General features: G+C 45.8%; 29 protein-coding genes and 1 riboswitch. Of the genes, 7 read left to right on the top strand and 22 right to left on the bottom strand.

Annotated elements, in window-relative coordinates:
• Nucleotides 1-13: 13 nt before the first annotated feature.
• From thiF to J7E26_RS07475, 7 genes are all read right to left on the bottom strand, one after another.
• Complete coding sequence (gene thiF, locus J7E26_RS07445; RefSeq protein ID WP_214801023.1) at nucleotides 14-1,024, bottom strand: thiazole biosynthesis adenylyltransferase ThiF; 1,011 nt, start codon at nucleotides 1,022-1,024, stop codon at nucleotides 14-16.
• Nucleotides 1,021-1,785 carry a thiazole synthase gene (thiG, locus tag J7E26_RS07450; protein ID WP_214801020.1) on the bottom strand — a complete coding sequence of 255 codons (765 nt, stop codon included), beginning with the start codon at nucleotides 1,783-1,785 and terminating at the stop codon, nucleotides 1,021-1,023. The genes thiF and thiG overlap by 4 nt, the downstream gene beginning before the upstream one ends.
• Nucleotides 1,786-1,788: 3 nt before the next feature.
• The gene (gene thiS / locus J7E26_RS07455; RefSeq protein ID WP_214801336.1) at nucleotides 1,789-1,989 is read right to left on the bottom strand and encodes a sulfur carrier protein ThiS; all 201 of its coding nucleotides are present in this window, start codon (nucleotides 1,987-1,989) and stop codon (nucleotides 1,789-1,791) included.
• Nucleotides 1,989-3,098: a glycine oxidase ThiO gene (thiO, locus tag J7E26_RS07460; protein ID WP_214801017.1), complete on the bottom strand. Its 1,110-nt coding sequence runs from the start codon at nucleotides 3,096-3,098 to the stop codon at nucleotides 1,989-1,991. Before thiO ends, thiS begins: the two co-directional genes overlap by 1 nt.
• Entirely contained in the window at nucleotides 3,082-3,699 is a 618-nt protein-coding gene (gene tenI / locus J7E26_RS07465; RefSeq protein WP_214801014.1) for a thiazole tautomerase TenI, read from the bottom strand. Before tenI ends, thiO begins: the two co-directional genes overlap by 17 nt.
• The gene (gene tenA, locus J7E26_RS07470; RefSeq protein ID WP_214801333.1) at nucleotides 3,677-4,384 is read right to left on the bottom strand and encodes a thiaminase II; all 708 of its coding nucleotides are present in this window, start codon (nucleotides 4,382-4,384) and stop codon (nucleotides 3,677-3,679) included. Before tenA ends, tenI begins: the two co-directional genes overlap by 23 nt.
• A gap of 87 nt (nucleotides 4,385-4,471) precedes the next feature.
• Nucleotides 4,472-4,580: riboswitch (TPP riboswitch) on the bottom strand.
• A gap of 54 nt (nucleotides 4,581-4,634) precedes the next feature.
• A complete protein-coding gene (locus J7E26_RS07475; protein WP_214801011.1) occupies nucleotides 4,635-6,479 on the bottom strand; it encodes a monovalent cation:proton antiporter family protein in 1,845 nt (614 codons plus the stop codon).
• A gap of 224 nt (nucleotides 6,480-6,703) precedes the next feature.
• Between J7E26_RS07475 and prpE the strand changes: the two genes are divergently transcribed.
• Complete coding sequence (prpE, locus tag J7E26_RS07480) at nucleotides 6,704-7,447, top strand: bis(5'-nucleosyl)-tetraphosphatase PrpE (protein WP_214801008.1); 744 nt, start codon at nucleotides 6,704-6,706, stop codon at nucleotides 7,445-7,447.
• 38 nt (nucleotides 7,448-7,485) lie between these two features.
• On the opposite strand, the gene J7E26_RS07485 is transcribed toward prpE, so the two are convergent.
• From J7E26_RS07485 to J7E26_RS07500, 4 genes are read right to left on the bottom strand one after another with little or no spacing between them, the layout of a single operon-like run.
• On the bottom strand, nucleotides 7,486-8,379 hold the full coding sequence (locus J7E26_RS07485) for an RluA family pseudouridine synthase (RefSeq protein WP_214801005.1): 894 nt from the start codon (nucleotides 8,377-8,379) through the stop codon (nucleotides 7,486-7,488).
• A 14-nt stretch (nucleotides 8,380-8,393) separates the two neighbouring features.
• The gene (locus J7E26_RS07490) at nucleotides 8,394-9,194 is read right to left on the bottom strand and encodes an NAD kinase (protein WP_061521833.1); all 801 of its coding nucleotides are present in this window, start codon (nucleotides 9,192-9,194) and stop codon (nucleotides 8,394-8,396) included.
• An 18-nt stretch (nucleotides 9,195-9,212) separates the two neighbouring features.
• Nucleotides 9,213-9,848 carry a GTP diphosphokinase gene (gene yjbM, locus J7E26_RS07495; protein ID WP_214801002.1) on the bottom strand — a complete coding sequence of 212 codons (636 nt, stop codon included), beginning with the start codon at nucleotides 9,846-9,848 and terminating at the stop codon, nucleotides 9,213-9,215.
• 28 nt (nucleotides 9,849-9,876) lie between these two features.
• Nucleotides 9,877-10,242, bottom strand: coding sequence for a UPF0738 family protein (locus J7E26_RS07500; protein WP_214800999.1), 366 nt, complete (start codon nucleotides 10,240-10,242; stop codon nucleotides 9,877-9,879).
• A 124-nt stretch (nucleotides 10,243-10,366) separates the two neighbouring features.
• Here J7E26_RS07500 and J7E26_RS07505 point away from each other — a divergent pair, with 124 nt between their 5' ends.
• From J7E26_RS07505 to J7E26_RS07525, 5 genes are all read left to right on the top strand, one after another.
• Complete coding sequence (locus tag J7E26_RS07505; protein ID WP_214800996.1) at nucleotides 10,367-10,948, top strand: CYTH domain-containing protein; 582 nt, start codon at nucleotides 10,367-10,369, stop codon at nucleotides 10,946-10,948.
• Entirely contained in the window at nucleotides 10,945-11,634 is a 690-nt protein-coding gene (locus J7E26_RS07510; protein WP_311379515.1) for a lytic transglycosylase domain-containing protein, read from the top strand. The genes J7E26_RS07505 and J7E26_RS07510 overlap by 4 nt, the downstream gene beginning before the upstream one ends.
• Before the next feature lie 227 nt (nucleotides 11,635-11,861).
• Nucleotides 11,862-12,260, top strand: coding sequence for a globin domain-containing protein (locus J7E26_RS07515; protein ID WP_061521828.1), 399 nt, complete (start codon nucleotides 11,862-11,864; stop codon nucleotides 12,258-12,260).
• Nucleotides 12,257-13,159: a ClpXP adapter SpxH family protein gene (spxH, locus tag J7E26_RS07520; protein WP_214800993.1), complete on the top strand. Its 903-nt coding sequence runs from the start codon at nucleotides 12,257-12,259 to the stop codon at nucleotides 13,157-13,159. Before J7E26_RS07515 ends, spxH begins: the two co-directional genes overlap by 4 nt.
• Before the next feature lie 286 nt (nucleotides 13,160-13,445).
• Complete coding sequence (locus J7E26_RS07525; RefSeq protein WP_214800990.1) at nucleotides 13,446-13,613, top strand: hypothetical protein; 168 nt, start codon at nucleotides 13,446-13,448, stop codon at nucleotides 13,611-13,613.
• Nucleotides 13,614-13,649: 36 nt separating this feature from the next.
• On the opposite strand, the gene pepF is transcribed toward J7E26_RS07525, so the two are convergent.
• From pepF to J7E26_RS07545, 4 genes are all read right to left on the bottom strand, one after another.
• Nucleotides 13,650-15,479: an oligoendopeptidase F gene (gene pepF, locus J7E26_RS07530; RefSeq protein WP_214801325.1), complete on the bottom strand. Its 1,830-nt coding sequence runs from the start codon at nucleotides 15,477-15,479 to the stop codon at nucleotides 13,650-13,652.
• Between the two features lie 228 nt (nucleotides 15,480-15,707).
• Entirely contained in the window at nucleotides 15,708-16,868 is a 1,161-nt protein-coding gene (locus J7E26_RS07535) for a competence protein CoiA family protein (protein ID WP_214800986.1), read from the bottom strand.
• A 152-nt stretch (nucleotides 16,869-17,020) separates the two neighbouring features.
• Nucleotides 17,021-17,677: an adaptor protein MecA gene (mecA, locus tag J7E26_RS07540; protein ID WP_214800983.1), complete on the bottom strand. Its 657-nt coding sequence runs from the start codon at nucleotides 17,675-17,677 to the stop codon at nucleotides 17,021-17,023.
• Entirely contained in the window at nucleotides 17,668-17,769 is a 102-nt protein-coding gene (locus J7E26_RS07545) for a hypothetical protein (RefSeq protein WP_156476323.1), read from the bottom strand. Before J7E26_RS07545 ends, mecA begins: the two co-directional genes overlap by 10 nt.
• 184 nt (nucleotides 17,770-17,953) lie before the next feature.
• On the opposite strand from J7E26_RS07545, the gene J7E26_RS07550 reads away from it, so the two are divergent.
• Nucleotides 17,954-18,610: a TerC family protein gene (locus tag J7E26_RS07550; protein WP_214800980.1), complete on the top strand. Its 657-nt coding sequence runs from the start codon at nucleotides 17,954-17,956 to the stop codon at nucleotides 18,608-18,610.
• A 45-nt stretch (nucleotides 18,611-18,655) separates the two neighbouring features.
• Here J7E26_RS07550 and spx read toward each other — a convergent pair whose 3' ends face one another.
• The 7 genes from spx to J7E26_RS07585 form a co-directional block, all read right to left on the bottom strand.
• On the bottom strand, nucleotides 18,656-19,051 hold the full coding sequence (gene spx, locus J7E26_RS07555; protein WP_003327578.1) for a transcriptional regulator Spx: 396 nt from the start codon (nucleotides 19,049-19,051) through the stop codon (nucleotides 18,656-18,658).
• Nucleotides 19,052-19,229: 178 nt separating this feature from the next.
• On the bottom strand, nucleotides 19,230-19,808 hold the full coding sequence (locus J7E26_RS07560) for a GNAT family N-acetyltransferase (protein WP_214800977.1): 579 nt from the start codon (nucleotides 19,806-19,808) through the stop codon (nucleotides 19,230-19,232).
• Between the two features lie 77 nt (nucleotides 19,809-19,885).
• Nucleotides 19,886-21,112, bottom strand: a complete 1,227-nt coding sequence (locus J7E26_RS07565; protein WP_214800974.1) for a putative glycoside hydrolase — start codon at nucleotides 21,110-21,112, stop codon at nucleotides 19,886-19,888.
• A gap of 259 nt (nucleotides 21,113-21,371) precedes the next feature.
• Entirely contained in the window at nucleotides 21,372-22,289 is a 918-nt protein-coding gene (gene oppF, locus J7E26_RS07570; protein WP_214800971.1) for an ABC transporter ATP-binding protein, read from the bottom strand.
• Nucleotides 22,282-23,358 carry an ABC transporter ATP-binding protein gene (locus J7E26_RS07575; RefSeq protein WP_214800968.1) on the bottom strand — a complete coding sequence of 359 codons (1,077 nt, stop codon included), beginning with the start codon at nucleotides 23,356-23,358 and terminating at the stop codon, nucleotides 22,282-22,284. Before J7E26_RS07575 ends, oppF begins: the two co-directional genes overlap by 8 nt.
• 12 nt (nucleotides 23,359-23,370) lie before the next feature.
• Entirely contained in the window at nucleotides 23,371-24,288 is a 918-nt protein-coding gene (gene oppC, locus J7E26_RS07580) for an ABC transporter permease (protein ID WP_214800965.1), read from the bottom strand.
• 3 nt (nucleotides 24,289-24,291) lie between these two features.
• Nucleotides 24,292-25,227, bottom strand: coding sequence for an ABC transporter permease (locus J7E26_RS07585; RefSeq protein WP_214800961.1), 936 nt, complete (start codon nucleotides 25,225-25,227; stop codon nucleotides 24,292-24,294).
• Between the last annotated feature and the right edge of the window lie 41 nt (nucleotides 25,228-25,268).

The following is a 25,268-nucleotide window of genomic DNA, read 5'->3' on the forward strand; positions in this document are numbered from 1 at the left end:
CTCTCCTTTCGCGTCACCCGATCCATTTATGATAAAAGGATTTCGCCCTGCTGATGTCGCTCGTGCCGTGAATTAAAGCCCGGCCGTCACGAAACAGAACCATCTTTAAACTGTCCGAACGGCAGGAAATTAAATACGGATTAGCCGATACTTCAAGCCCCGCCTGTCTGAGCTGTCCGGCAAGTGATTTAAGTTCAATCTGTTCTGCCATCTCCGTCCTGATCTGTACGGTGTTTCGGCCGCACAGTACAGCGGCTTTTGTTTGGCTTTCAAAAGATAAAAACGGAAATTCATTCGTGCCGCAGCTTGGGCATTCGGCCGCTTTAAGCTTAGCAATATTCACTTCTGACCGTTCATTTTTCCACAAATCAAAGGAACGGAGTACATGCTCAATAGGTTCGCCTGTCAAAAGCTTCAGCGCATCGGCAGCCTGATAAACGGCAACCTGTAATACCGCAGGGCTGATGATTCCCGCCGTATCGCAGGTCAAACCGCCTAACGGCAGCGTCTCAAGCAGACAGTGAAGGCATGGAGTGACACCAGGAATAACGGTAAAGGAAATCCCATAGCTGCCGACACAGGCGCCGTACAAAAAGGGAATTCCCTTCTGAACCGCCGCGTCATTGACAATAAGCCTTGTTTCAAAGTTGTCCGCAGCGTCGACAATGATTGAAGCATCACTGATTAGCCGGGGCGCATTTTCTGCGGTGACATCCATGACTAAGCCTTTCACATCCACATCGCTGTTAATGGAACGGAGCCGTTTTTCAGCCGCTGCGGCCTTCGGCATTTCCCGTCTGACGTCGTCTTCAGTATAGAGCTGCTGGCGCTGAAGATTGCTCCATTCAACATAATCTCTGTCGGCTATCGTTACTTTCCCAACACCTGCTCTGACAAGCATCTCCGCACCGGCCGTCCCGAGCGCGCCGGCGCCGATAATGACGGCATGAGACGCTTTCAGCTTTTGCTGGCCGCCGGGACCGATCGGCTGAAACAGCTCCTGTCTGGAATATCTGTCCGTCATACAGGAAGACCGTCTCGCGGACTGCTCGCCGTGCCGTAATCTTTCACCGGAATTCTGCCCGCCTCATAAGATAGCCGCCCCGCTTCGACGGCAAGCTTCATCGCCTGTGCCATTTTTACCGGATCATCCGCGCCTGACACAGCTGTATTTAATAAAACACCGTCGGCTCCCAGTTCCATCGCATAGGCTGCATCTTTTGAAGATCCGACGCCGGCATCCACAATGACAGGCACCTTCGCCTGCTCAATGATGAATGACAGATTCAGAGGATTCAGAATGCCTTGGCCCGAGCCGATCGGCGAAGCGCCTGGCATAATGGCATGAACGCCAAGCTCTTCAAGACGCCTTGCGAGCACGACATCATCAGACGTATACGGAAGAACGATAAACCCCTCTTTAAGCAGCTGTTCGGAGGCTTTTAACGTTTCGACCGGGTCCGGCAAAAGAGATCGGCTGCAGCCGATCACCTCTACTTTTATCATGTCGCAAAGCCCGGATGCTTTTGCAAGCTTTGCGATTCTGACGGCTTCTTCAGCCGTCGAGGCTCCGGCTGTATTCGGAAGAAGCGTGTATTTGGACAAATCAAGCTGTTCAAGAAAATTCGGCTGAGACGGTTCAAATATGTTCATCCGCCGTACCGCAAAAGTTAAAATATCCGATTCTGATACGGCGACCGCTTCTTTCTGGATGTCGAAACTCGGATATTTTCCCGTTCCTAACAGAAGTCTTGAATTAAATTGTTTTCCGCCTATTGTTAACATGACTCATCCGCCTCCTACGAAATGGACAATCTCTATGACATCGCGGTCACACAGGCCCACATTCCGATAATTCTTTTTTTCGATGATTTCTTTATTTCTCTCCACAACTACAATTTTTTGGTCAAGCTGATAGGATTCTAGCAAATCCTGAATCGTGCCTTTTTCCTTATCCCATTCAATTTGTTTTCCGTTCAGCTGAAGGATCATACCTGAACCGCCTCCTTGCGATCAATTCGAAACGCCTCTTGCCACTCTGTTTTGACCTCTTGATTCAAGACCAGATTCCGAACCATTTCAGCCGTTGCCGGGGCTAAAAGAATGCCGTTTCGAAAATGGCCGGCAGCAAATACTAAGCCGTTGTCCTCCGGGTGCCGGCCGATAAACGGCTTTCCGTCTTTTGTTCCCGGCCGGAGCCCCGCCCAAAACTGGTCCATCTTCATATGTTCAATTGCAGGCAGCATTGATTTTGCTTTTTTTATGACTTCTTCAAGCCCTCCGATGTCCGGTGTATCACTCCAGTCGCCCGGTTTCATGGTTGCTCCGATCACAAGTCGGCCGCTTTTTCTCGGAACGACATAACAGTGGTCATGGTACAGCGTTCTTGTAAGCGGGATCTCATCGTTCCAAACAGAGAGACATTCCCCTTTTACAGGGAAAAAGGGCTGTCCTAAGCCGAGCTGGGCAAAAAACTGTCCGCTCCATACACCGCTTGCGACTGCGACTTGATCAGCATATACGGCTCCGGCCGATGTTTTTATGCAGAACGCTTCTTTATCCCGTTTGATTTCAATAACGTGTGTATGTTCATAACATTCTGCTCCATAGCGCCTCGCGCCTTTGGCATACGCTTTACAGACATAATACGGCTCGACATGGACGTCGTCTTTTATCAGGCTTGCGCCGAGAATGTCTTTTGACGCAAACGGCTCTTTTTCAAGCGCTTCTTTTGCAGAAAGCCATGTGACGGAAGGTAAATCATCCATCTGCCGCAAACGGTTGACATCTTCTTTTGAATACGCCAGCTTCAGCATCCCGCCATTATGGCGCCTGATGTCAATGCCCGCTGCTTCTTGCAGCTCTTTTTCGGCAGTTTCATACAGGCGCTGGCTGTGCATGGCAAAATCAAAAAACGCGTCACGATTTTCGCATTCAGCATGTGCGCCAAGCATTCCCGCCGCTGCGCTTGTCGTCCTTTTGCCGATTGTCCCGCTTTCGAACAAGACGGTTTTCTGTTTATTCTTCGCCAGCTCATAAGCAATGGCCGTTCCGATGATTCCGCCGCCGATAACCGCTGTATCATAGTGCTTCTTCATAACCGGCCTCCCTTACCTCGCGAGAATAACGTTTTGCCGCTTCCCCGGGGTTTTTTGCTGAAAAAATCCCCGACATGACGGCAATTCCGTCCGGCCCCGCCTGTTTTGCCTGACAGATTGTCTCAAGTGTCATACCGCCAATGGCGATCACCGGAATGGAAATTTTTCGTTTAATGTCTGAAAGCAGATTTATGCCTCTTGCTTCAAGTCCTTTTTTACAATCAGTTTCAAATACATGGCCGAATAACACATAATCGGCATCCTCTTTTTCAGCTTGGACGGCTTCTTTCAGCGAGTGAACGGAACGGCCGATATGAAGATGCGGAAATCTCGCTCTTACCTGCTTTACGGAAAAGCTGTGCGCCGGAAGCTGAACTCGGTGAATATTGGCAAAAAGCGCTATATCCGCCCGGTCATTGATGATCAGTTTTTCCTTATCCACGCCGCCTTTTTGTAAAAGCGACAGCAGATGCATGATATCCCCGGCTGATTTGTCCCGCTCTCTGAGATGAATAAAGCCCACATGACGATGAATCGAGATAATATCTTGCGCCAGCTGTGCAACGGGCTTTCGGTTATCAGTTACCGCGTGCAGCTCCAAAGGGCTCCACCTCTTCCTGAGCCTTTTTGGACCAGCCTTCTTTTTGATAGGCCATTCCCCAAAATTGATATTCATAATAACTTGAAATGACGAAATTCTCTTTCATCTTTGCGCGGATTTCCTCTGTGCTTTTTTCAGCCAGCTCGTCAAAACGGTTGACCTGTTCCTCAACCTGCTGTCTAAACCAGCCGCCGCCGTATGTTCCGATCCATTTCTCATAAATCGGGTGGCCCGGTTTACATTCCTTCAGCCGTTCGCCGACTTCATAATAAAGCCAATAGCAAGGCAAAAGAGCTGCTAATATTTCCGCAAAATTACCGCTCAGCACCGATCTGTACATATGGGACGTATAAGAGTAAGCAGTCGGTGACGGTTTAAATTCCGCACGCTCTTTTTCTGTAATCCCTAAAAGTTTCGTAAATTCGCGGTGCAGCGCCATTTCCGCTTCATATGTGCCTTGCGCGTGGCCTGCCATTCTGCCCGTTGTAAACAAGTCCTCGGCATAAGCCGCTCCGAAAGCCTGAACCTTAGCAAAATGCGTCAAATAATAGGAATCTTGCAGCACATAATATGTAAAGCGGTCTATCGGCAGGCTTCCGTCACCGATTCCCTTTACAAAAGGATGAACAAAGCTCCCGTCCCACCATTCAGCGGCGGCCCGCTTGCATTCCTCTGAAAATTTCATCATGTTTTCCCCCTTGATAGAAATAAAAAAACCACTTTCCCGCATCGGAAAAGTGGTTTGGAATTTACATGGATAAAAGACACCCAAAAAAATACCGCTCCACTTCCCTACGCAGGTCTGAACCTGTTCAAGTTATGAGGGTCTAAAAGTCTCACTTTTATCTCAGCCCTTATGAAGGACACCCCTAGTGGTCATACGATTAATTATTTACTTGTTATGCCCTTCTATCTTAACATGAATCAAAATTTGGTCAAGCTTCAAGCGTTTTTTTCAGCTCCGACACGTAGTTGCGCGAGCCAGTGACAATAAGGCGGTCTCCTGTTTTCAGCCGTGTGTCTCCGTGCGGAACGATGCTGTCCACGCCTCTGAAAACCCGTACGAAAATGACATCGCCCATCAGCGGAAATTCACGCAGAATAATGCCGTTATACGCGGTATTTTCCATGTTGATCTGATAAAGCGAAGACTCTTGGTTCGTCAGCAGGTTCATCACGCCGGGAGCTTCAATTAATGCGCGCAAAAGCGTTTTTGTAGAGAGAAGGATTGAAAATATGCTGATGCCCTCTTCCTTCAGCTTCGCTTCATGCTCAACGGACCCGACGCTTGCGATGACCCGCTCGGTCCCTTTTTCTTTTGCAAATAATGCGATTTCCGCATTGAGATCTTCATTACCCGTCGCTACCACGAGAATATCGGTCTTAAAGATGCCGTGCGACTCCAGCGTGCTGTGTTTGTAATCAGCGATCGTTTCCACCGTAAAGACGGATTCTGAAAGCTTTTCCTCGGCATTTTCCTGATACACATGGACGATCCGCACTTCATATTCCTCATCGGGCAGTTCAAGCGTGACCGGAAGCGTCATTTGGTTGGCGCCGATAAATGTAATGCGTTTTTTTTCCTTCGGCGTTTCTTGCCGTTTGTATAATTTTTTAAAGCCGATCGGCGTTATAATGCTAGCAATCACGGCAACCAAGGTCAGTGCCCCCGACATATTGGCGCTGATGATATGCAGCCTCTGCCCGATCGTAGCTGCTGCAATGACAAGCGACAGAGTGGATGTCAGCAGAAATCCCGACGCCAACACGGTCCTCTTGTCATACCACCTTTTCAAATAAAGCACCGGAATGATCTTGCTGATAAACAGCGCAATCAAAAGCAGCGGAATCATAATCAATGTTTTCGGATCTTGAAACAGCGTCCAAATGTCCAATTTCACGCCGACCATGACAAAAAAGATCGGGATTAAAAACCCGTAGCCGAACGAATCAAGCTGTTCAACCATTTCTTTATTCGGCGACAGCAGCGACACCAGCACGCCGGCTAAAAACGCCCCGAGAATATTTTCTGCCCCGAGCGACTCTGACAGGGCGACAAGCACGATAATCAGCGTGAAAATGGCTCTCGTGCCAATCTGAACCGTTCCTTTTGACATCGATTGAACGAACGAGCGGTGCTTAAAGATCCGGCCGAAAAAGTACAGGACGACCCCCGCGGCAAACAAAATCATGAGAAGCCACATATTACCGCTGTCCTCACCGTAAACAGAAGCAAAAACGGCGAGGAGAATCATCGTCGCCAAATCGGCAATAACGGCGACAAGCAGGATGATCTGCCCGATATTTGAGTTCATAATCCGCTCTTCCTTTAAAGTCGGCACGACCACTCCAAGCGATATCGTCGAAATGATAAGCGTCATTAAAAAGGCATTTTTGATAAAACCGGCTAAAACAAAGCCGTACGACAGCAGTAATGATAAGATAAAAATGCCGATAAAAATTATCAGTGCTGCGGCAAACGTGTTGGGAGCTTCCCTGCCGTTTTGGAGAAATTGTTTTTTCTTCCCTTTTTCAAACGAAGAAAAGTCAATCTCCAAACCGCTTAAAAACATTAAAAAGATAAAGCCGAGAACAGACAGCGTCTCCAGCCACGTATCCCCCTGAACGACAAGATTAAAGCCGCTTTTTCCGATGATAAGCCCCATGATGATTTCCGCGACAACGACCGGAATGCTGAGCTTAAACCGATGTAAAAGGAGCGGCGTCAAAAATGCGACGATCAGGACAACGACTAAAGATGCGACTGATGTGTGTTCCATTTGTAAATACCTCCTTAGAACAAGGGTTATTAAAGCCCGTATAAACGGACAAAACCTTCTTGATTCAAAAAAACATAACGCGATTTTAACAAGGCTGAACGCAAAAAAAAAGTAATAAGGCTTTTTTTGTTCAATTCTATTTTAATTTGCTCTAAAACAGCATGATTAGGCACAGGAATTTGCCCCATAATAAATAAATCAGCTAAAAAGGGAGGCTAATACGCATGGCTTATGATGTCATCAGCGATATACACGGGTGTTATGATGAAATGATCGCGTTAATTCAAAAGCTGGGGTATGAGGTGAAAGGCGGCATGCCCGTCCATTCTGAAGAGAGAACGCTTGTATTTGCAGGAGATTTAACAGACAGAGGCCCAAAATCCGTTGAGGTGATGCGTTTTGTGGCAGAAGCATATGAAAAAGGGGCAGTCCGTTATGTCCCGGGAAATCATTGTAATAAGCTGTACCGTTATTTAAAAGGGAATCCCGTAAAAGTTATGCACGGACTGGAAACGACTGCTGCAGAACTTAAAGAACTTTCGCCGGCTGAAAGAATGGAGGTCTCAGCGCAATTTATCCGGTTATACGAAAAAGCGCCGCTTTACGACATTTTACATAACGGCGATCTTGTTGTCGCCCATGCCGGCATAAAGGCTGACGATATCGGCAAACACTCGCGGAGGGTGAAGGAGTTTGTCCTCTACGGGGACATAACAGGAGAAACGCATCCAGACGGCCGGCCTGTCAGAAGAGACTGGGCCGCCGCTTATCACGGCAAAGCGTGGGTTGTATACGGCCATACCCCTGTAAAAAGGCCGCGGATCGTCAATCGCACCATTAATATTGATACAGGCTGCGTCTTCGGAAATGAGCTGACCGGCTTTCGTTTTCCCGAGCATGAAACTGTTTCTGTGAAAAGCTCGATGCCGTATGACGCTACACGGTTTCGCGAAGATGCCGGCCAATAGCACACAAAAAAGCCCGAAACTTTCGCTGTTTCGGGCTTTTATATCTGTTCGATCAATGATTTCATGTCATCCGGAATCGGAGCATGGAACACGAGCGGTTCACTTGTCATTGGGTGAAAAAATGAAAGCCGCTCACTGTGAAGGGCCTGCCGGGGCATTCCCTCAGTTTCCCCGCCGTACAGCGTATCGCCGACTAACGGATGGCCGAGATAGCTCATATGCACCCGAATTTGATGTGTTCTGCCCGTTTCCAGCTGTAAAGCGGCCAGAGTGCATGTGTCTCCCGCTTTTTTCACACGAAAATGGGTAATCGCTGCTTGGCCTTGCTGGGTAACCATCCGTTCAATAATGCTGTCCGGCTTTCTGCCGATGTGAGCGTCAACCGTTCCTTCTTTCTGAATCATTCTGCCGTGTACAACAGCGAGATAGCGCCTTTTAACGCTGCCTTTTTTCTGTTCCGCCGACAAAAGAGAATGGGCGAGACGGTGCTTCGCGATCAGCATGGCGCCCGAGGTATCCCGGTCAAGGCGGGTGACAAGATGAACCGTTGACTGTACGCCGTTTTGCCGGTAATGGTGAATGATTCCGTTAGCGATGCTTTGTGACGGGTGCTCCCTTGAAGGAATGGAGGAAACATATGGCTGCTTATTGACGACAAGCACATGTTCATCTTCATAAAGAATATCAAGCGGTACAGGCTCAGGCAGCAGGGTTTCACTCACTTGTTCCTTTGGAAACTCCACCTTTAACACATCTCTGTCAGCTAAAACCGCGCGGACGGTCACATGTTCACCGTTAATCAGAAGATCTCCCCCGCCGAATTTAATTTCTGCCAGAAGCCGCTTTGAAATGCCGAGCTGCGCTGTATATTCTTTTACCGTCATGCCGGCTTCTGCGGCTGTAATGGTCTTTTGGATAAAAAAGTTTTCCAATCCGTTTCCTCTTTCTATTCACCTTTTCCGATAAAGGAATCCTGCACTCTTTTCCAAAACGGGAAAGGCCGGAATCTTGCAAATCTGACTTTTTCTTCAGCCACTCGGCATAGAATCGACTTGACGTCCTTATGCAGCAAGGTTAAATGATCTATCGTCACTTGAAAATCGACGTCATTTCTCGGTTTGATGACACAGTTATGATGATCCGGAAGAAGGAGCGGCGAGCCGACAGTCCGAAAGACGCGGTTATTAATTGAAGCCATCTCCGCAAGCTGAATCGCTCTGATGGAAGGATGAATGATCGCGCCGCCTAATGCTTTGTTGTAGGCCGTGCTTCCGGACGGTGTGGACAGGCATAAACCGTCACCCCTGAACGTTTCAAACAGCTGTCCCTTAATTTCAACGTCAGCAACAAGACTGCCTTCTATACTTTTGATCGTGCATTCATTTAATGCCAAATATCGTTCTTCACGCTCGTTCTCATGATAAGTAACGATCACCTCTAGGAGAGGATATTCCACAGTATGATACGGGGTTTTGGCGATGGCCAGCACAAGCTTTTCAATTTCTTGGGGAACCCAATCGGCGTAGAAGCCTAAATGGCCTGTGTGAACCCCGACAAAGGCTGTTTTGTCCAAACGGTCGCTGTATCTGTGAAATGCGTAAAGGAGCGTTCCGTCACCGCCGACAGAGATGACGATTTCCGGCTCTTTTTCATCCAATGTCATGTCAAAATCGAGTAAATACGTCTGTATCTTGCTTTTGAGTGTATCTGAAACCTCGTCTCCTTTTGAAGATACGGCAAATTTCATGCCATAACTCCTCCTTTCCTATTGATGGCCGCCCGCTTTTTTCTTACGTGAAAACACGGCTTGGGCTTCCTGAATTTCGCCGCGTATTTCTGACATTTCTTCATCCAGGCGGGATGCGGCTTCTGATGCACGCTGCAGCCTCAGCTTTACTTTTTCAGGAATGTTACCGCTGTATTTGTAATTCAGTGAATGCTCAATGGTCGCCCAAAAGTTCATGGCAAGCGTACGGACCTGTATTTCCACGAGAACGTGCTTTTCCCCGGACGTCGTTTGTAAGGGATATAAAACGACAAGGTGATAAGACCGGTATCCGCTTTCTTTATGCTCAGCGATGTAATCGCGCTGGTCAACGACAGTAAAATCTTTTCTGGCAAACAGCATATCCTTAACACTTTGGATATCATCGACAAATTGGCACATGATGCGGAGCCCTGCTATATCCTGCATCGTTTCAATCTGATGCAGCGGTATGCTTTTCCGTCTCGCCTTTTCCAGTATGCTTGCCACCGGCTTCACACGGCCTGTCACAAACTCAATCGGCGAATGGTCATCTTCATACTCATAAAGGGTTCTGACGCCTTTCAGCTTCACTTTTAATTCATCAACAGCCTGGCGGTATGGCGCTAAAAATTGCTCCCATTGTTTGTCATCCATCGTACATCCCCCAATTCCGAACCTGTTTCTAAAGAAATACGCGTTTCACTTTTTCTTCCATTTCTCCGTAATTTGCATTATCTTTAATATTTTCGAGAAGATAGTCGAGCTCTTCATGCAGGCCTGAAAGTTCAACCGTTTCATCTCCTGCCATAAGTATTGCAGGCTTTCTTTGATCACGGGCCTCTTTCAGGGAAGGCCATACATTTTCTTTTATAATGACATATTCAAAAGAGTCCGCTGATTCAAGTATGTATACAAAAGCAAAGTGGTCGGAATCAACAAGCATTTGACCTGAGGCTTTGCGTCCTGCTCCGCTTACGTCTTCCCCGCACTCGAGGCGGAGTCCGTCTTCTGATAATGATGCGTTTTGGATTTCAATTCTCTTTTGCATAATGTTCTCCTTTTTTAACAAAGTACAGGATTTATTTTATCATATCAAGGTCGATATTGATAAACGTAACCTCTAAAGAGATAATGGGAATCATACAATTTTTCTGCCTGAAAGGAAGACAACCATGACCCAAGAAATAGAAATTGAATTCAAAAATCTCCTGACAAAATCAGAATTTCTTATGCTGGCTGACGCATTTAACATGATGGAAAACGATTTTAAGCACCAGGTGAATCATTATTTCGATACAAAAGATTTTTCCCTGAAACAAAAAAAATCGGCGCTCCGCATCCGCGAAAAAAACGGCGCTTACGTCCTGACGTTAAAAGAGCCTGCGGCAGTCGGACTTTTGGAAACACACCAGAAGCTTGCAGCACCTGATCTGGACGGCTTCACAATTCCTGAGGGTCCTGTAAAAGAGCAGCTGACCGGCCTCGGCATCAATCCGGACCTTATTTGTTATTTCGGAACTTTAACGACAAAACGCGCGGAAAAAGAAACAGAAAAAGGCTTAATAGTTTTAGATCACAGCCGATATTTAAATAAAGAAGACTTTGAATTGGAATTTGAGGCGGCTGACTGGGATGAAGGAAAACAGGCCTTTGAACAATTGCTTCAGCGATTCAGCATTCCTCAGCGGATGACTAAAAATAAAATTATGCGTTTTTATGAACAGAAACAAACAGAAGGTGGAATGACACAGTGAATATAACGAATTGGGCGGCCCTCCTCCAGCTTCAGTCGATGGCGCTGCAATCAATGTCAAATACGAGCGGCACAGCAGGCGGACAATCGTCAGAAAGCCCGCTTTCAAGCTTCAGCTCCCTGCTCAGCCAGTATACAAACACGGTCAGCGGACAGCAGTCCTCCTCCGCGCATTTAAACGGCGTGCGGGCAGCGGGCAGCACCTATTCACCGAGGATATCTGAATTCACAGCAGAAAGTCCCGTCCAGAGCAGTCATACAGCTGATGCCAGCATAAAGGCAGCACAGACATCAGACAGCAGCACCGGGAGCTTTTCAGTGGACAGCGCTATTAAAAAAGCGGCTGAAAAATACGGGATAGATGAAAAACTGATCCGCGCCGTCATCAAACAGGAATCAGGCTTTAATCCGAAAGCCGTCAGCGGCGCCGGAGCAATGGGGCTGATGCAGCTGATGCCGTCTACGGCAGAATCACTCGGCGTGTCAAACCCGCTCGATCCCGTCCAAAATGCTGACGGCGGCACAAAATACTTAAAGCAGATGCTCACAAAGTATGACGGGGATGTTTCCTTGGCTTTGGCCGCCTACAACGCAGGACCCGGCAACGTCGATCAATACGGGGGTATTCCTCCGTTTAAGGAAACACAGCAGTATGTCAAGAACATTACCGAACAGTATTACGCGTAAACCAGAGAGGCTGAGTGCCCTCTGGTTTTTTTGCGGAGTGAAATCTTACACATGAATGAATCCTATGTGATATGATATGTAATACAAATGCCTGACAGAAAGGCACTTTGTTTGTAGAAATAAAATGTTATTGCTAAAATATACAGTAAATGAAGATAGTAAAACTGAAATATAATTTTGCAATGGGAATTATGATTCCTATTAGCCATATTAAAGGAGTAGTCAACATGGGACAATCGTTTAACGCACCATATGAAGCGATTGGAGAGGAACTTCTATCGCAACTTGTTGATACTTTTTATGAGCGTGTCTCGTCTCATCCCTTGCTGAAGCCAATATTCCCAAGCGATTTGACAGAAACGGCCAGAAAACAAAAGCAATTCTTAACCCAGTATTTAGGCGGACCTCCCCTTTATACTGAAGAGCACGGCCACCCCATGCTCAGAGCAAGGCATCTCCCCTTTCCGATTACAAACGAGAGGGCTGATGCGTGGCTCAGCTGTATGAGTGGCGCGATGGATCATGTCGGGCTTGAGGGCGACATTCGTGAATTTCTGTTCGGGCGTCTGGAATTAACGGCCAGACATATGGTAAATCAGGCAGAAGCGGAGGATCGATCATATTGACAAACTATCAACATGAGCAATACTTCGCCCATTGCCACGGACATCCAAAAAAACCTTTGGAAATTTACATGTTTGTCGACCCTTTATGTCCTGAATGCTGGTCGCTGGAGCCCGCCATAAAAAAATTAAAAATCAGATACGGACGTTTTTTCACACTGCGGATCATTGTTTCCGCCAGCATTACATCCCTGAATAAACAAAAGCGGAAAAAACACCTTCTCGCCGAAGCATGGGAAAAAATTGCGAACCGGTCGGGAATGTCCTGTGACGGAAACCTTTGGCTCGAGGAGGATCAGCCCCTTTCATCGCCTTACCTTGCCGCACTTGCTTTAAAGGCGGCCGAGCTGCAGGGAAGAAAAGCGGGAATCCTGTTCCTTCGCAATATGCAGGAAAGCCTGTTTGTGTCTAAACAAAACATTACCGATGAAGACGTGCTTTTGGATATAGCTAAAAAAACGAAATTGGATTTAGAAGAGTTCAAACGGGACCTCCATTCGCAAAGCGCGGTAAAAGCGCTTCAATGTGATATGAAAATTGCGGCGGAAATGGATGTCACCGTCAACCCGACCTTGACGTTTTTTAATACCCAGCATGAAGATGAAGGGCTGAAAGTGCCCGGCAACTATTCTTATGACGTATACGAAGAGATTTTATTTGAAATGCTTGGCGATGAACCGAAACCTTCCGAAACGCCTCCCTTGGAGTGTTTTATAGAATATTTCAGGTTTGTCGCATCTAAGGAAATTGCACTAGTTTATGATTTAAGTATTGAAGAAGTTGAAAAAGAAATGAAAAAACTGGCGTTTGCCAAAAAGGTCGCCAGAGTTGAAGCAAAGCACGGACTGTTTTGGAAGTCATTAGCCGGCAGCCAGGAAGATTTCACCTGCTGTGATAAGTAGCAAAAAAGCTGATTCCTTACGGAGCCGGCTTTTTTTTTGCAAATAAAGAAACCGCGCCGGGATAAGCGCGGTTTCATATGTCTTAACGACAACAAAGGGGATGGGAGAAATTTTTCACGGTCAAACAAAGGGGTAATGTTTGTTTGTGATCAATTTCACATCCTTATCATATCAAATCATGTCGAGCTTTGACAAGCCATACGATCAATGTTCATATTTTTGTCACAAAACATAACTGACCGCTTGTTTTCATAGAATGTATCAATAAGGACGAGGAGGGAAAATGATGCTTCGCACCGTGATAACCATCGGTATGATTGTATTTTTCTTCTTTTTAAATTTATTAGCCATGATGCACATGCTGCCGCTTTACATTACCTCTCCCCTGCTGTTTTTGTCCATATTGTTCACCTTGTACCGGCTGAATCACCGGAAAACGTTTAAAGGTTTTTAAGAAAGCCTGTGCACATTTTGCACAGGCTTTCTTGATTCAGGAATGGTTCAATTTTGAAAGCAATTCTTCCATTTCATTCAGTTTTTCTTCAAACATTTTGCAGGCTGCTTCAATCGGTTCTGGCGATGTCATGTCGACTCCTGCTTTTTTCAGTATATCAATCGGATATTCTGAGCTTCCGGCTTTTAGGAATTCCGTATAACGCTCAACCGCAGGCTTGCCTTCTTTTAAGATCTGGCTGCTCAGCGCTTGCGCCGCACTGTAGCCTGTCGCATATTGGTATACATAATAATTGTAATAGAAATGAGGAATTCTTGACCATTCCAAGCCGATTTCCTTATCAATGACCATGTTGTCCCCAAAATACTTTTTGTTCAGATCATAATAAAGCGTGTTTAACAATTCAGGCGTTAACGGCTCGCCTTCTTGCGCCTTCGTATGAATCAAATGCTCGAATTCGGCAAACATCGTCTGTCTGAAGACCGTGCCTCTGAAGCCTTCAAGCATGTGGTTGAGCAGGTAAAGACGCTGTTTTTTATCCTTTAAGCTGTTCAGCATATATTCTCCGAGAAGCGCTTCATTTGTCGTAGAAGCTACTTCAGCGACGAAGATGCTGTAGTTACCGTACGGGTACGGCTGATATTTTCTCGTATAGTAGCTGTGCACCGAATGCCCGAATTCGTGAACAAGCGTAAACAGGTTGTTGACATTGTCATGCCAGTTCATCAAAATATACGGGTTCGTGCCGTATGTACCGGACGAATAAGCGCCGCTTCGTTTTCCTTTGTTTTCGTACACATCGACCCAGCGATTTTCAAGGCCTTCTTTCAATATAGACGCGTATTCTTCACCTAACGGGGCAAGCCCTTTCAGCATGTACTCTTTTGCTTCATCGTACGTCACCTTCATTCCCGCATCTTTTACAAGCGGTGTGTACAAGTCATAAATATGGACTTCATCAAGTTCAAGCACCTTTTTTCTCAGGTCGATGTAGCGGTGTAAAAGCGGCAGATGCTTATTGATGGTTTTCACCAGATTATCATATACTTCCTCTGGAATGCTGTTAGCAGACAAAGCGGCTTCCCGGGCTGATTTATACTTTTTCACACGCGCGTAGAAGTTATCTTTTTTCACAGTGCCGCTGAGGGTAGTCGCCATCGTGTTTTTAAACTGCCCGTATGTTTTATACACAGCTTCAAACGCGTTTTTGCGAACCTCCCGATTGCCGCTTTCTAAGAAATTAATAAAGTTGCCGTGTGTGATTTGCGTTTCTTTTCCGTTCTCATCTTTAATAGACGGAAACGTAATGTCAGCATTATTTAAAACACTGAACGTATTGGAAGGAGACGACAGCGCTTCTGAAGCTTCCGCAAGCAGCGCCTCTTCTTTTTCACTTAACACGTGCGGACGCTGTTTCGTAATCTCTTCAATCGCATGGGAATACAGCTTCAGCTCTTCTTTTTCTAGAATAAACTGCTGCAGCTTGTCCTCCTGAATAGAGAGAATTTCCGGTTCTATATATGCAGCTGCGCTGGCAGCTTGTGAATACAGGCTTGCTGCTTTGTCGTTCAGCCCTTGATAGAAAGAATTGCCCGTATCCTGGTCTGAGCGCATATGCGCGTAAGAATACAGTTTCCCTAAACGGCTCGTCACCTCGTCTTGAGCGGTAAGAGCGGCGTATAAATTATCGGCGGAATGAGCCAGTGTGCCTTTAAAGGAAGATAAATTCGGAATTAATTTTTTAACCTCTTGAAATTCTTTATTCCAGGCCTCATCACTAGGAAAAATATCCTCTAGTCTCCATGTATCCTCTGCCTTTACTTCGCTTCTGTCAGGCAGCTGTTTTGCTTTTTTTTCCTCAGTCATGGTGATCCCCCTCGTTTTCTTTACTTCAAGCCAATTGAAAAAACGATTGTTTCTCCAAAAACTTGTGTTGTGATTATCTTCCGTTTTTTCACTGCCTTTTGTCAAATCATATGCGGCACATAAGAGCGAGCATGCCAAAAATACAGTGAAAAAGCGAAAACCAAACGCTTTTATGCGCTTCACATTCAGCCACCACCTTGACGTTAGGGTGAGCTAAATGCCGCATTCTCATTCCCCAAAAAACAGCCGATCCCGCTGATACAGCTCCTCAGCTGTTCGAGGGTGCTTTTTTTGAGATGTGAGCATATATACTTCATTCTCAGTTTCTCTTAAAAAATCCTGCAAACATAAAAAATCGGCATATTGTTTTATCGCCAGGATGATGAATTCTTTATTGTATTCGTACCGCAGATTGATATCCCGATCAATGATTTTCCTGCGGCAGAAGCGGACCATGTCCGCTAAGCGGATCGGCGCTCCTTTTTCCGAAAGCTCCATAAACCGCAAATACAGGTGTCCCTGCCATACAAAAACAGGGCTTTGAAACAAAAAGCCGGCCGATACTGGAACAAATACCTCAGACGGCAATAAAGAAAATGCGGTTTGATGCCTTTCATAAAAAAGGCGCTGAATGAGACGGGCTTCTTTTGATAAGAACCGGCTGCTTTTTCGGCGGAAACCGGAAACAGCCCGCTTCCAAGCGGAAAGCTTAACATTTCGGGAGCCTTCCGGCAGACAAATGTCCGTCAGATTTGCTTTATGGAGAGGAGTGATTTTCATTTCGGCATATGAATAGCCTGTGTAAAACGGAATGATCGCATGCAGTTTATAAAAGGAGCGGGCCTCGGGGCAATAAAATAAAATAGAGGAAAATGAATTGACTTCGAAAAACTGCCAATGAAAAGCAGAAAGTTGAAAAAAATGTGCGGACAGCCGTTTTAAACGTTTTGCTCCGATGATCCAAAACGGATTGAACCCGGCTTTTTTCAAGCCTTCTGTACGGCTGTGCAAAGTTTCCGCAGATAGATGTGCACATTGAAATTCAAACGCCAGCCTGTCTTCTCCGCTTTCAGCAGTAAGATCCGGCCGCTGTCCCGCTGATTTGACATATGGCTCCAAATTGGCGGTAAGTCCTTGTGCTTTCAGCCAGAGAAAAAGCTGCCGTTTTCCTTCCATGTGGTATTCACTTTCCGGTTCCGGCTCTCCCGGACACAGCCTGCTTTTCTTATGGGCAAAGTGCGGCAGTTTTTGCGATCCCACTTTCAGATCAAGCTCTCCCCGGCATACAGGGCAGTACCAGCGGATTTGTCTTAACTCCGCTGCTTTTTGATTAGAATAGCTGCCAGCCAGCTGAACCAGCCGGCCCTCGGCAGTCACGGCACTGAACATTTACCATCTTCTCCTTTCTGCGTCTTTCTGTTATTCAGCAAAAAAGAAGGTATAATCCTGTTTGCAGCAAAAGGCGGATTTTCCGTTTTCGATCGTTCAGAATCCTTTTCTGCACAAAAAAAAACCGATTTCTGCTGAGAGAAATCGGTTTGTTATGATGCAAAGTGTTTTTTTATTGTATATAACGCATGCTCAGGTATCACCAATTTGCCGTATTCTTCAAGGCGGTGAATGCTGACTGATGATTCATGCGCGTACTCTAACAGGATGCTTAGCTGATTTTCAACCTCTTCATCAGTTTGCTCATTAAAGTCTGCATATAAATAATATCGGTTCTCAAACGAGTAAAGTGTCGTTTTTATTCCGTTAAGATTTAATTTAGAAAGCGAAATAATATCCTCAAAATCATCGAATCGCAAAGTAAACTGAAGCTTCTGTTCCTTGTCTTCCTGGCTGTCAGCCTGCTCTTCTTTTTGGAAATCATCAAGTAAGGCGTCGAGATTTTCATCTGCCGGCTCTTGTTTTTTATCTTCAGGGATCGGCAGTTCGAGTTTTTGTCCATCTTTGGAAAGCTGGGCTTTTGTTACGATAATTTCCAGTCCTTTGTCCAATGCCTGAACCTGAATCCAAAGCGGACCCTCGACAGCGAATTCCTCTTCCTCATGAACTTCATCCATGACTTCCCAGAACAGTTCTTCACTGCGTTCGCGATTGTACCAGATTTCTTCTCTGTCAAAACCGCGATCTTCAATATCACCATATGACATATAAAATTTTACAGTATGCTCGTTAATTCTTTCTATTTCCATTTGCCAACCTTCCCTTCTTTATAAGATGTTGAAGGGACATCTAAGCTCCCGATGAATAGTACTTTACTACACTTTACCCATTCCGTCCACATCTTAACCTTATGAGGAAACAGCGCGAATTCTTTATATTTCTATTTTATGATAAATCAGTTATAAAAGAAATAAAAAAGCATTTTCTCACGGAAAAACAGGCTTTCCCCCGGTTCCCATCATAATTGTCATCCTGCTTCATATATTAGTTGTACAAGCAACCGGAACAAAAAGCGAGGTGGTTTCATGCCGCACGATTACCTGCTGTCTCTACTTGTCATTATCGGAATTGATTTAATCCTCGGCGGTGATAATGCTGTCGTCATTGCGATGGCATGCCGGAACCTGCCGCATAAGCAAAGGCAGAAAGCGATTATTTTCGGAACGTTTATTGCCGTTGCCATGAGAATAGGACTGACGAGCGCAGCCGTCTATTTGCTGAACGTTCCTTTTTTACAATGCGCAGGCGGCGTGTTCTTATTGTATCTCGGCTATCAGCTTCTTATTGAGAAGAAGGATACACAGCGTGTGAAGAGCAGTTCCTCACTTTGGAGAGCTATCCGCACTATCGTACTGGCCGACCTCTTTATGTCGCTTGACAATGTGATTGCCGTAGCGGGCGCTTCTCACGGCGAGCTGACGCTTGTTGTCATCGGGCTGTTCGTCTCGGTGCCGATTATCATCTGGGGCAGCAAGCTCGTTCATGCTGCAATGGACAAAGTGCCGCTATTAATCTATGCCGGAAGCGGCCTGCTCGCTTTTACGGGCGGTGAAATGATCGCGAGAGACAGTAAGCTGTCTTTTTTCATGGCAGACCACGGTACGGTTCAAATGATGCTGCCGATTTTGACTGTCGTGTTTGTCATCCTCGCCAGTATGATTTATGAACAGACTGAAAAGTAATAAAAAAGCCCAAACCGCGAAGGTTTTGGGCTTTATAATCTTATATCAGTTAGCCAGGCGCTGTGCTTCTCTCAATTGGAAAGAACGCACTTTTCTTGGCAGGAATCGTCTGATTTCATCTTCGTTATAGCCGACTTGCAGACGTTTTTCGTCAATGATGATCGGGCGGCGAAGCAATCCCGGATGCTCATTGATTAAAGTGTACAGGTCTTGAAGCGGCATTGATTCAACGTTTACGTTCAGTTTCTGGAATACTTTAGAACGGGTAGAGATAATTTCATCCGTACCGTCTTCAGTCATACGCAGAATCTGCTTGATTTCGTCAATGGATAAAGGCTCGGAGAAAATGTTTCTCTCTTCAAACGGAATCTCGTGCTCTTCCAGCCAAGCTCTTGCTTTTCTGCATGACGTACAGCTAGGTGATGTGTATAATGTAACCATTAATCTTCACTCCTCTAATTAGTAGGATGAACATGTTTGTATTCTCAAATTGAAATGACTTTAAAAAAGGAATCTTTATAGGTATTATACTATAAAAAAGTAAGTATGAACAGTCTCCTGAGAAAAAAATGTGTCGATCCGGCAAATTTGCAGCTTGCGGGATTATTTACATTCTCAATTAGTTTAACTTATCGAAAATGTTTTTTTGTTTTTTCTCATCAATGACTTTGAGAACTTCATCCGTATTTTCGTATGATTCTCCGTACCATTTTTCATCTTTATAAGTGTGAATGGTTTCATATGTCTGTTTCATCGCTTCAAACATTTCTTCTTCAGATTCTGTTTTCGGTGACCAGTACAGAATCTCCATTTTATTCACTTCATTCGTAGCCAATGACCGGCGCCGATACCCGATTGACTGTGCATGCTTGAAATGCTCTCTTTGGTAAAAACGCAAACGCTTCTGTGTGTCCGTGTCATCCTCGTCGACAGGCTCCACCTCAAGCAGAATCGGCTTGTTTTTCTTTTTCAGCTTACCGATCAGCTTGCGTCCGAGACCCTGCCCTCTGGCTTTCTTTGACACAAACAGATAATCAATAAAGATAAAAGAGTCAAATTCCGCAAACATCAGCACGTAGTGTTGGCCCTCTTCTTTATGATAAACATCGCTTTGCTCCTTTAACAGGGCTTCCATATGCGCTTTTGATTTCATTTCTTCAATCGGAAAATATTCACTCAGCTTTTCATACCAGTTCATTCATTTGCTCCTTATGGGTTCGTTGTCTTCACACTTTTAGATATACCCCATTTCCGACTGTTTAAACAATCTTACATCTATTTAGACGGTTGACTTTGTGACATGGTTTCATTTTTTTTAAAAGGTGTGTAATCTACATGTTGCGTATAATGATTGGCTGCATCCCACAATAAAAATTCGTCGATGCCTTCATCGTGTAAAGCTTTAATCTGGTCTTCCACCTGGCTTTTGCCGTACTCTTGGTAGTTGCCGCTTCCAAGGTATGAGGCTGTAAAGTCCTGAAGCCACGGGCGTGACGATGGCGGATTTTTCAGTTTGGAGAGTTTTTTGTTCTCCACCTTTGCATATTCCCTGACGACTTTGTACGGTTCAAGGTCGGGTTTATCAATGCCGAAATAGCTCGTCCAATGGCTCGGATAAATCATGGATGAAATGACATCGACATGCTCAGAAATTTTGCTGAAATTCTGTCCGATTCCCGGCGCTTCGGGCAATGTCGCTGAATAGCCGAAAATATCAGCCGACATATCAACACCGTGCGGCTTTAATTTTTTCTTGGCATAACTGACAAAATCGGTAACGGCATGAACACGTTTCTGCACGTTGCTGTCAGCTGATTTTCCATAGACTCCATGGCCGTATGTCAGCTCATCATCGCGTTTTTCAAACCCTTCCGGGAAACGGACATAATCGAACTGAATCTCTTTAAAGCCCATTTTTGCGGCTTCTTTTGCAATGTTTACATTGTAATCCCATACTTCTTTCATAAACGGATTCACGAATGATTCCCCTCGTCCGTTCTTCCAGACGCTTCCGTCTTTTTCTTTAAAGGACCACTCCGGTTTTTCTTTCGCGAGCGCGCTGTCTTTAAAAACGACAATCCGCGCGATCGGATAGATGTGTTTTTCCTCCAGTTTTTTCATCATCGTTTTTGGGTCTTTGATGTACGGCTTGCTGATCTTGTAGTAGGGAGACTGTTTATCCGGCTGGAACGTAAGGTTTCCGTTATCGTCTTTCACATCAATGACCATTGTATTCAGTTCTGTTTTGTCTACAAAATCCGTCAGTTCATCAAACTTGCTTCCGCCCGCAGAATGCCCGGTTACGTAAATGCCCCGCACCTTATCGGGATGTGAAAAGTGCAGCCCTGAGGGATAAGCGAACCTCGTCATCCCTTCCGGCAGTTCTTTTTTTGTAAGAGCTACTTTTAATTCCGGCTGCTCTTCTTTTACAGCGGCCTTCGCCGGATAAGCCATCAAACTTAGAAACAGTCCTGTGACGATGGCGTATGTCATCATTCGCATGCTAAACTCCTCCTTTTTTCCATTATAGGAAACGGGGCGCATGCTTGATAAACTTTAATGTGCAAGGCTGCCAATATCAACTTTTGTCCGGCCGCGGCTTTTCCGGAAAAAACAGGACATTGACGATAACTTCCAATGACGTTTCATTTTCTTTTTCAACCCATTAAATAAATCGTATGGCAGTGAACCGGAAAAATGCAAGGTCATGGACAGTCCATAAAAAAATCCTTCAAGACTGCAGTCTTGAAGGATGATCATCTTATCGAAACGTTTTAAATTCTGCTTCTGTGCACATGACAAAATGTCCCGGTGTGACTTCGCGAAGCTCCATCTTTCCCCCGTCTTTCAGCTGATGGATTGACGGATCGTATTTTTTCCGGACCCGATTTCTTTCGTAATCAGGGTCAGGAAGCGGAATGGCGGACAGGAGGGATTTTGTATACGGGTGCAGCGGATTCTCGTAAAGCTCATCCGCCGGCGCAAGCTCAACCAGCTTTCCGAAATACATGACGCCGATACGGTCGCTGATGTATTTGACCATGGATAAATCATGGGCGATAAACAGGTAAGTGAGCCCCTTTTCCTTTTGCAATTTCTTCATTAAATTGACGACCTGCGCCTGAATGGATACGTCAAGGGCGGAAATCGGTTCGTCCGCAATGATAAATTCCGGATCAACCGCCAGCGCTCTGGCAATTCCGATCCGCTGACGCTGCCCTCCAGAGAATTCATGTGGATAGCGGTTGGCGTGCTCCTTATTTAAACCGACCGTTTCAAGCAGTTCATAAACCCGCTGCATGCGCTCCTTTTTCGTTTTCGCGAGACGGTGGATATCAATCCCCTCTGCAATAATGTCGGCAACTGTCATTCTCGGATTTAAAGATGCATACGGATCTTGGAAAATCATCTGCATTTTCCGGTTAAACTCCAGCAGCTTTTTGCGGGATTTTTTGCCGTGGACATTTTCTCCGTTAAACAGCACCTCGCCGTCAGTTGCTTCATACAGACGGATAATGCTCCGGCCTGTCGTCGACTTTCCGCAGCCTGATTCTCCGACGAGGCCGAGCGTTTCGCCTTTATAAATATCAAATGACAGGTCATCTACCGCTTTTACGGTTCCTTTCTGCGTGAAAAAATGCTGTTTTAAATGTTTAATTTCGAGAAGCTTTTCAGTCATTTTTTTCACCTTCCTTCATTAAAACCGGCTGCTGGTACGTATTCGGCAATTTGCGCATTTTTGCCTTAACCGCTTCAGGCGGCTCTGCCTTAGGCGCGTCCGGATGCAGAAGCCAAGATTTCACAAAATGCGTGTCAGACACTTTATACATCGGCGGCTCCTCTTCAAAGTCAATTTTCATCGCGTAAGAGCTGCGAAGCGCAAACGCATCTCCTTTTGGAGGATTCGTCAGATCAGGCGGTGTTCCCGGGATGGCCGTCAGTTTTTCCTGGTCAGTGCTTTCAAGACTCGGCATAGATGCTAAAAGCCCCCACGTATACGGGTGACGCGGATCATAGAAGATTTCGTCCACCGTGCCGGATTCAACGACTTGGCCCGCGTACATGACAGCGACCCGGTCGGCAACGTTAGCGACAACGCCTAAATCATGGGTGATAAAAATAATCGAAGTGTCGATTTTTTTCTGCAATTCCTTCATCAGCTCAAGAATCTGGGCCTGAATCGTTACATCAAGTGCGGTTGTCGGCTCATCAGCAATTAACAGCTTCGGATTTGCCGCAAGCGCCATCGCGATGACGACCCGCTGCCTCATTCCGCCGGAGAATTCATGCGGGAATTGGCCGACCCGCTTTTCCGGCATCGGAATTCCCACCAGATCAAGCAGTTCAATCGCGCGTTTGCGTGCCGCTGCTTTTGAAATGTTTTCGTGTTTAAAAAGCACTTCCGTAATTTGTTTCCCGACCTTCATTGTCGGGTTCAGAGACGTCATCGGATCTTGGAAAATCATCCCGATGTCTTTTCCTCTGATGGACTGCATCTCTCTTTCTGACATCGGTACAATATCGCGTCCGTCAAAGAGAATCTGCCCTCTTTTAAAATAGCCGGGCGGCATTGGAATCAGCTTCATAATCGCTTGGGACGTCACACTTTTTCCGGAACCGGATTCCCCCACGATCGCGAGCGTTTCTCCCTTATTCAAATGGAAATTCACGCCGCGGATTGCCTGTACCTCTCCGCCGTATGTTTTAAATGAAATGGCTAAGTCTTTTACCTCTAGCAAGCGTGTCACTCATATCACTCCTTATTTGCGTAACTTAGGATCCAGCGCGTCTCTTAATCCGTCACCGACAACATTAAAGCCAAACATCGCAAGGCAGATAAAGCCGGCAGGGAAGAATAAACGCCAAGGGTAATAGGTTAATGCAGGCAATCCGTCTGAGGCCATCGTTCCCCAGCTCGCAAGCGGCGCCGGTACGCCGAGCCCTAAATAACTTAAAAATGCTTCTGTAAAAATCGCGGTCGGAACCGTCAGTGTCATCGTGACTAAGATAGAACCCATGGCATTCGGAACAATATGCTTAAACAGAAGACGTCCCGTTTTCGCACCCAGTGTTTGGGAAGCAAGCACATATTCCTGATTCTTCAATTGGAGCACTTGGCCGCGGACGATCCTCGCCATATTAATCCAGCCCGTTATCGTCATGGCAACGATAATCGTCAGTAAGCCCTTCGGCAGGACAACCATCAGCAAGATAACCATTAATAATGAAGGAACTGCCCAAAGAATGTCCGCGATACGCATCATCACTTCATCAGTTCGGCCGCCGCGGAATCCGGAAATGCTGCCCCAGATGACGCCGATTAATAAATCAAGCACGGCAGCGGCTACACCGATAAAGATGGAAATCCGCGCACCTACCCACGTCCGTACGAAGATGTCCCTTCCCAGGTCATCCGTACCGAACCAATGATCCTTAGACGGTGCTTTATCCGCATTTAAAAGATTCGTCGTTGCATAATCATATCTTGAAAAAACAGGGGCAAAAATAGCCATAAGGATAATAAGAACGATCAGTACAAGCCCGACCATCGCAAGCTTGTTGCTGCGAAAGCGAAGCATGGCGTCTTTCCACAGGGAAAGGCTTTTTTTACTTATTTTTTCGGCATCACTGGCATTAGCTGAAGCTGGTTCAAACATATTTTTAGGAATGTTCTGCATGGCCTAGGCTCCTTTCTTTGCTTTAGAAAGCTTGATTCTCGGATCAATCAATCCGTACAGCACGTCTACAATTAATACGCATAAAAGCAGGATAACGCTGAAGAACACGGTAACTCCCATAATGACCGTATAATCACGGTTGGTAATGCTGTTGACAAAATGCGCGCCTAAACCGGGAATTCCGAAAATGGATTCTATGATAAAGCTTCCCGTCAAAATGGACGCCGCCATCGGTCCCATATATGTCACAACAGGCAATAACGCGTTTCGCAGCGCATGGCGCACCGTGACTGACGGACGTGACAGCCCTTTTGCTTTTGCGGTCCGTATGTAATCGCTGTTTAACACTTCAATCATACTTGAACGGGAGAGCCTGGCAATAAACGCCATCGGCATAGAAGCAAGCGCAATGGAGGGCAAAAAGGTGTATGCCCAGGATTCCCACCCTGCGACCGGGAAGAGTTCCAATTTAATAGAGAAGATATACTGTAATATCGTCGCCAATATAAAGCTCGGAACTGATATTCCAAAGATCGTTAAAATCGCAACGGTATAATCCTGCCATTTATTATGATACAGGGCAGCAATCACCCCAAACAAAACACCAAACGCTAAAGCGAGGAGAATAGCTTCTGCTCCGAGAGTAAATGAAACGGGGAAACCTGAATTGATTAAATCATTTACGCTTTGCCCTTTATATTTAAATGAAGGTCCGAAATCCCACATCGCGACAGACTTTAAGTAGCTGACATATTGGATAACGAGAGGCTTGTCCAGGCCGTAGTGCTCGTTTAAGTTTGCCTCAATTTCAGGCGGGAGCTTTCTTTCGCCTGAAAACGGTCCGCCCGGTGCAGCCTGCATTAAGAAAAATGTGGCGGTGACAATCACAAACAATGTGATGATCATGTAAATGAATCGTTTACCGATATATTTTAGCAAGGTGAACACCTCCATGTTTTTTACAATTTTATACTTAATCA

Origin of the sequence: Bacillus sp. ISL-51, from assembly GCF_018613535.1 — a bacterium.
Classification (GTDB): domain Bacteria; phylum Bacillota; class Bacilli; order Bacillales; family Bacillaceae; genus Bacillus.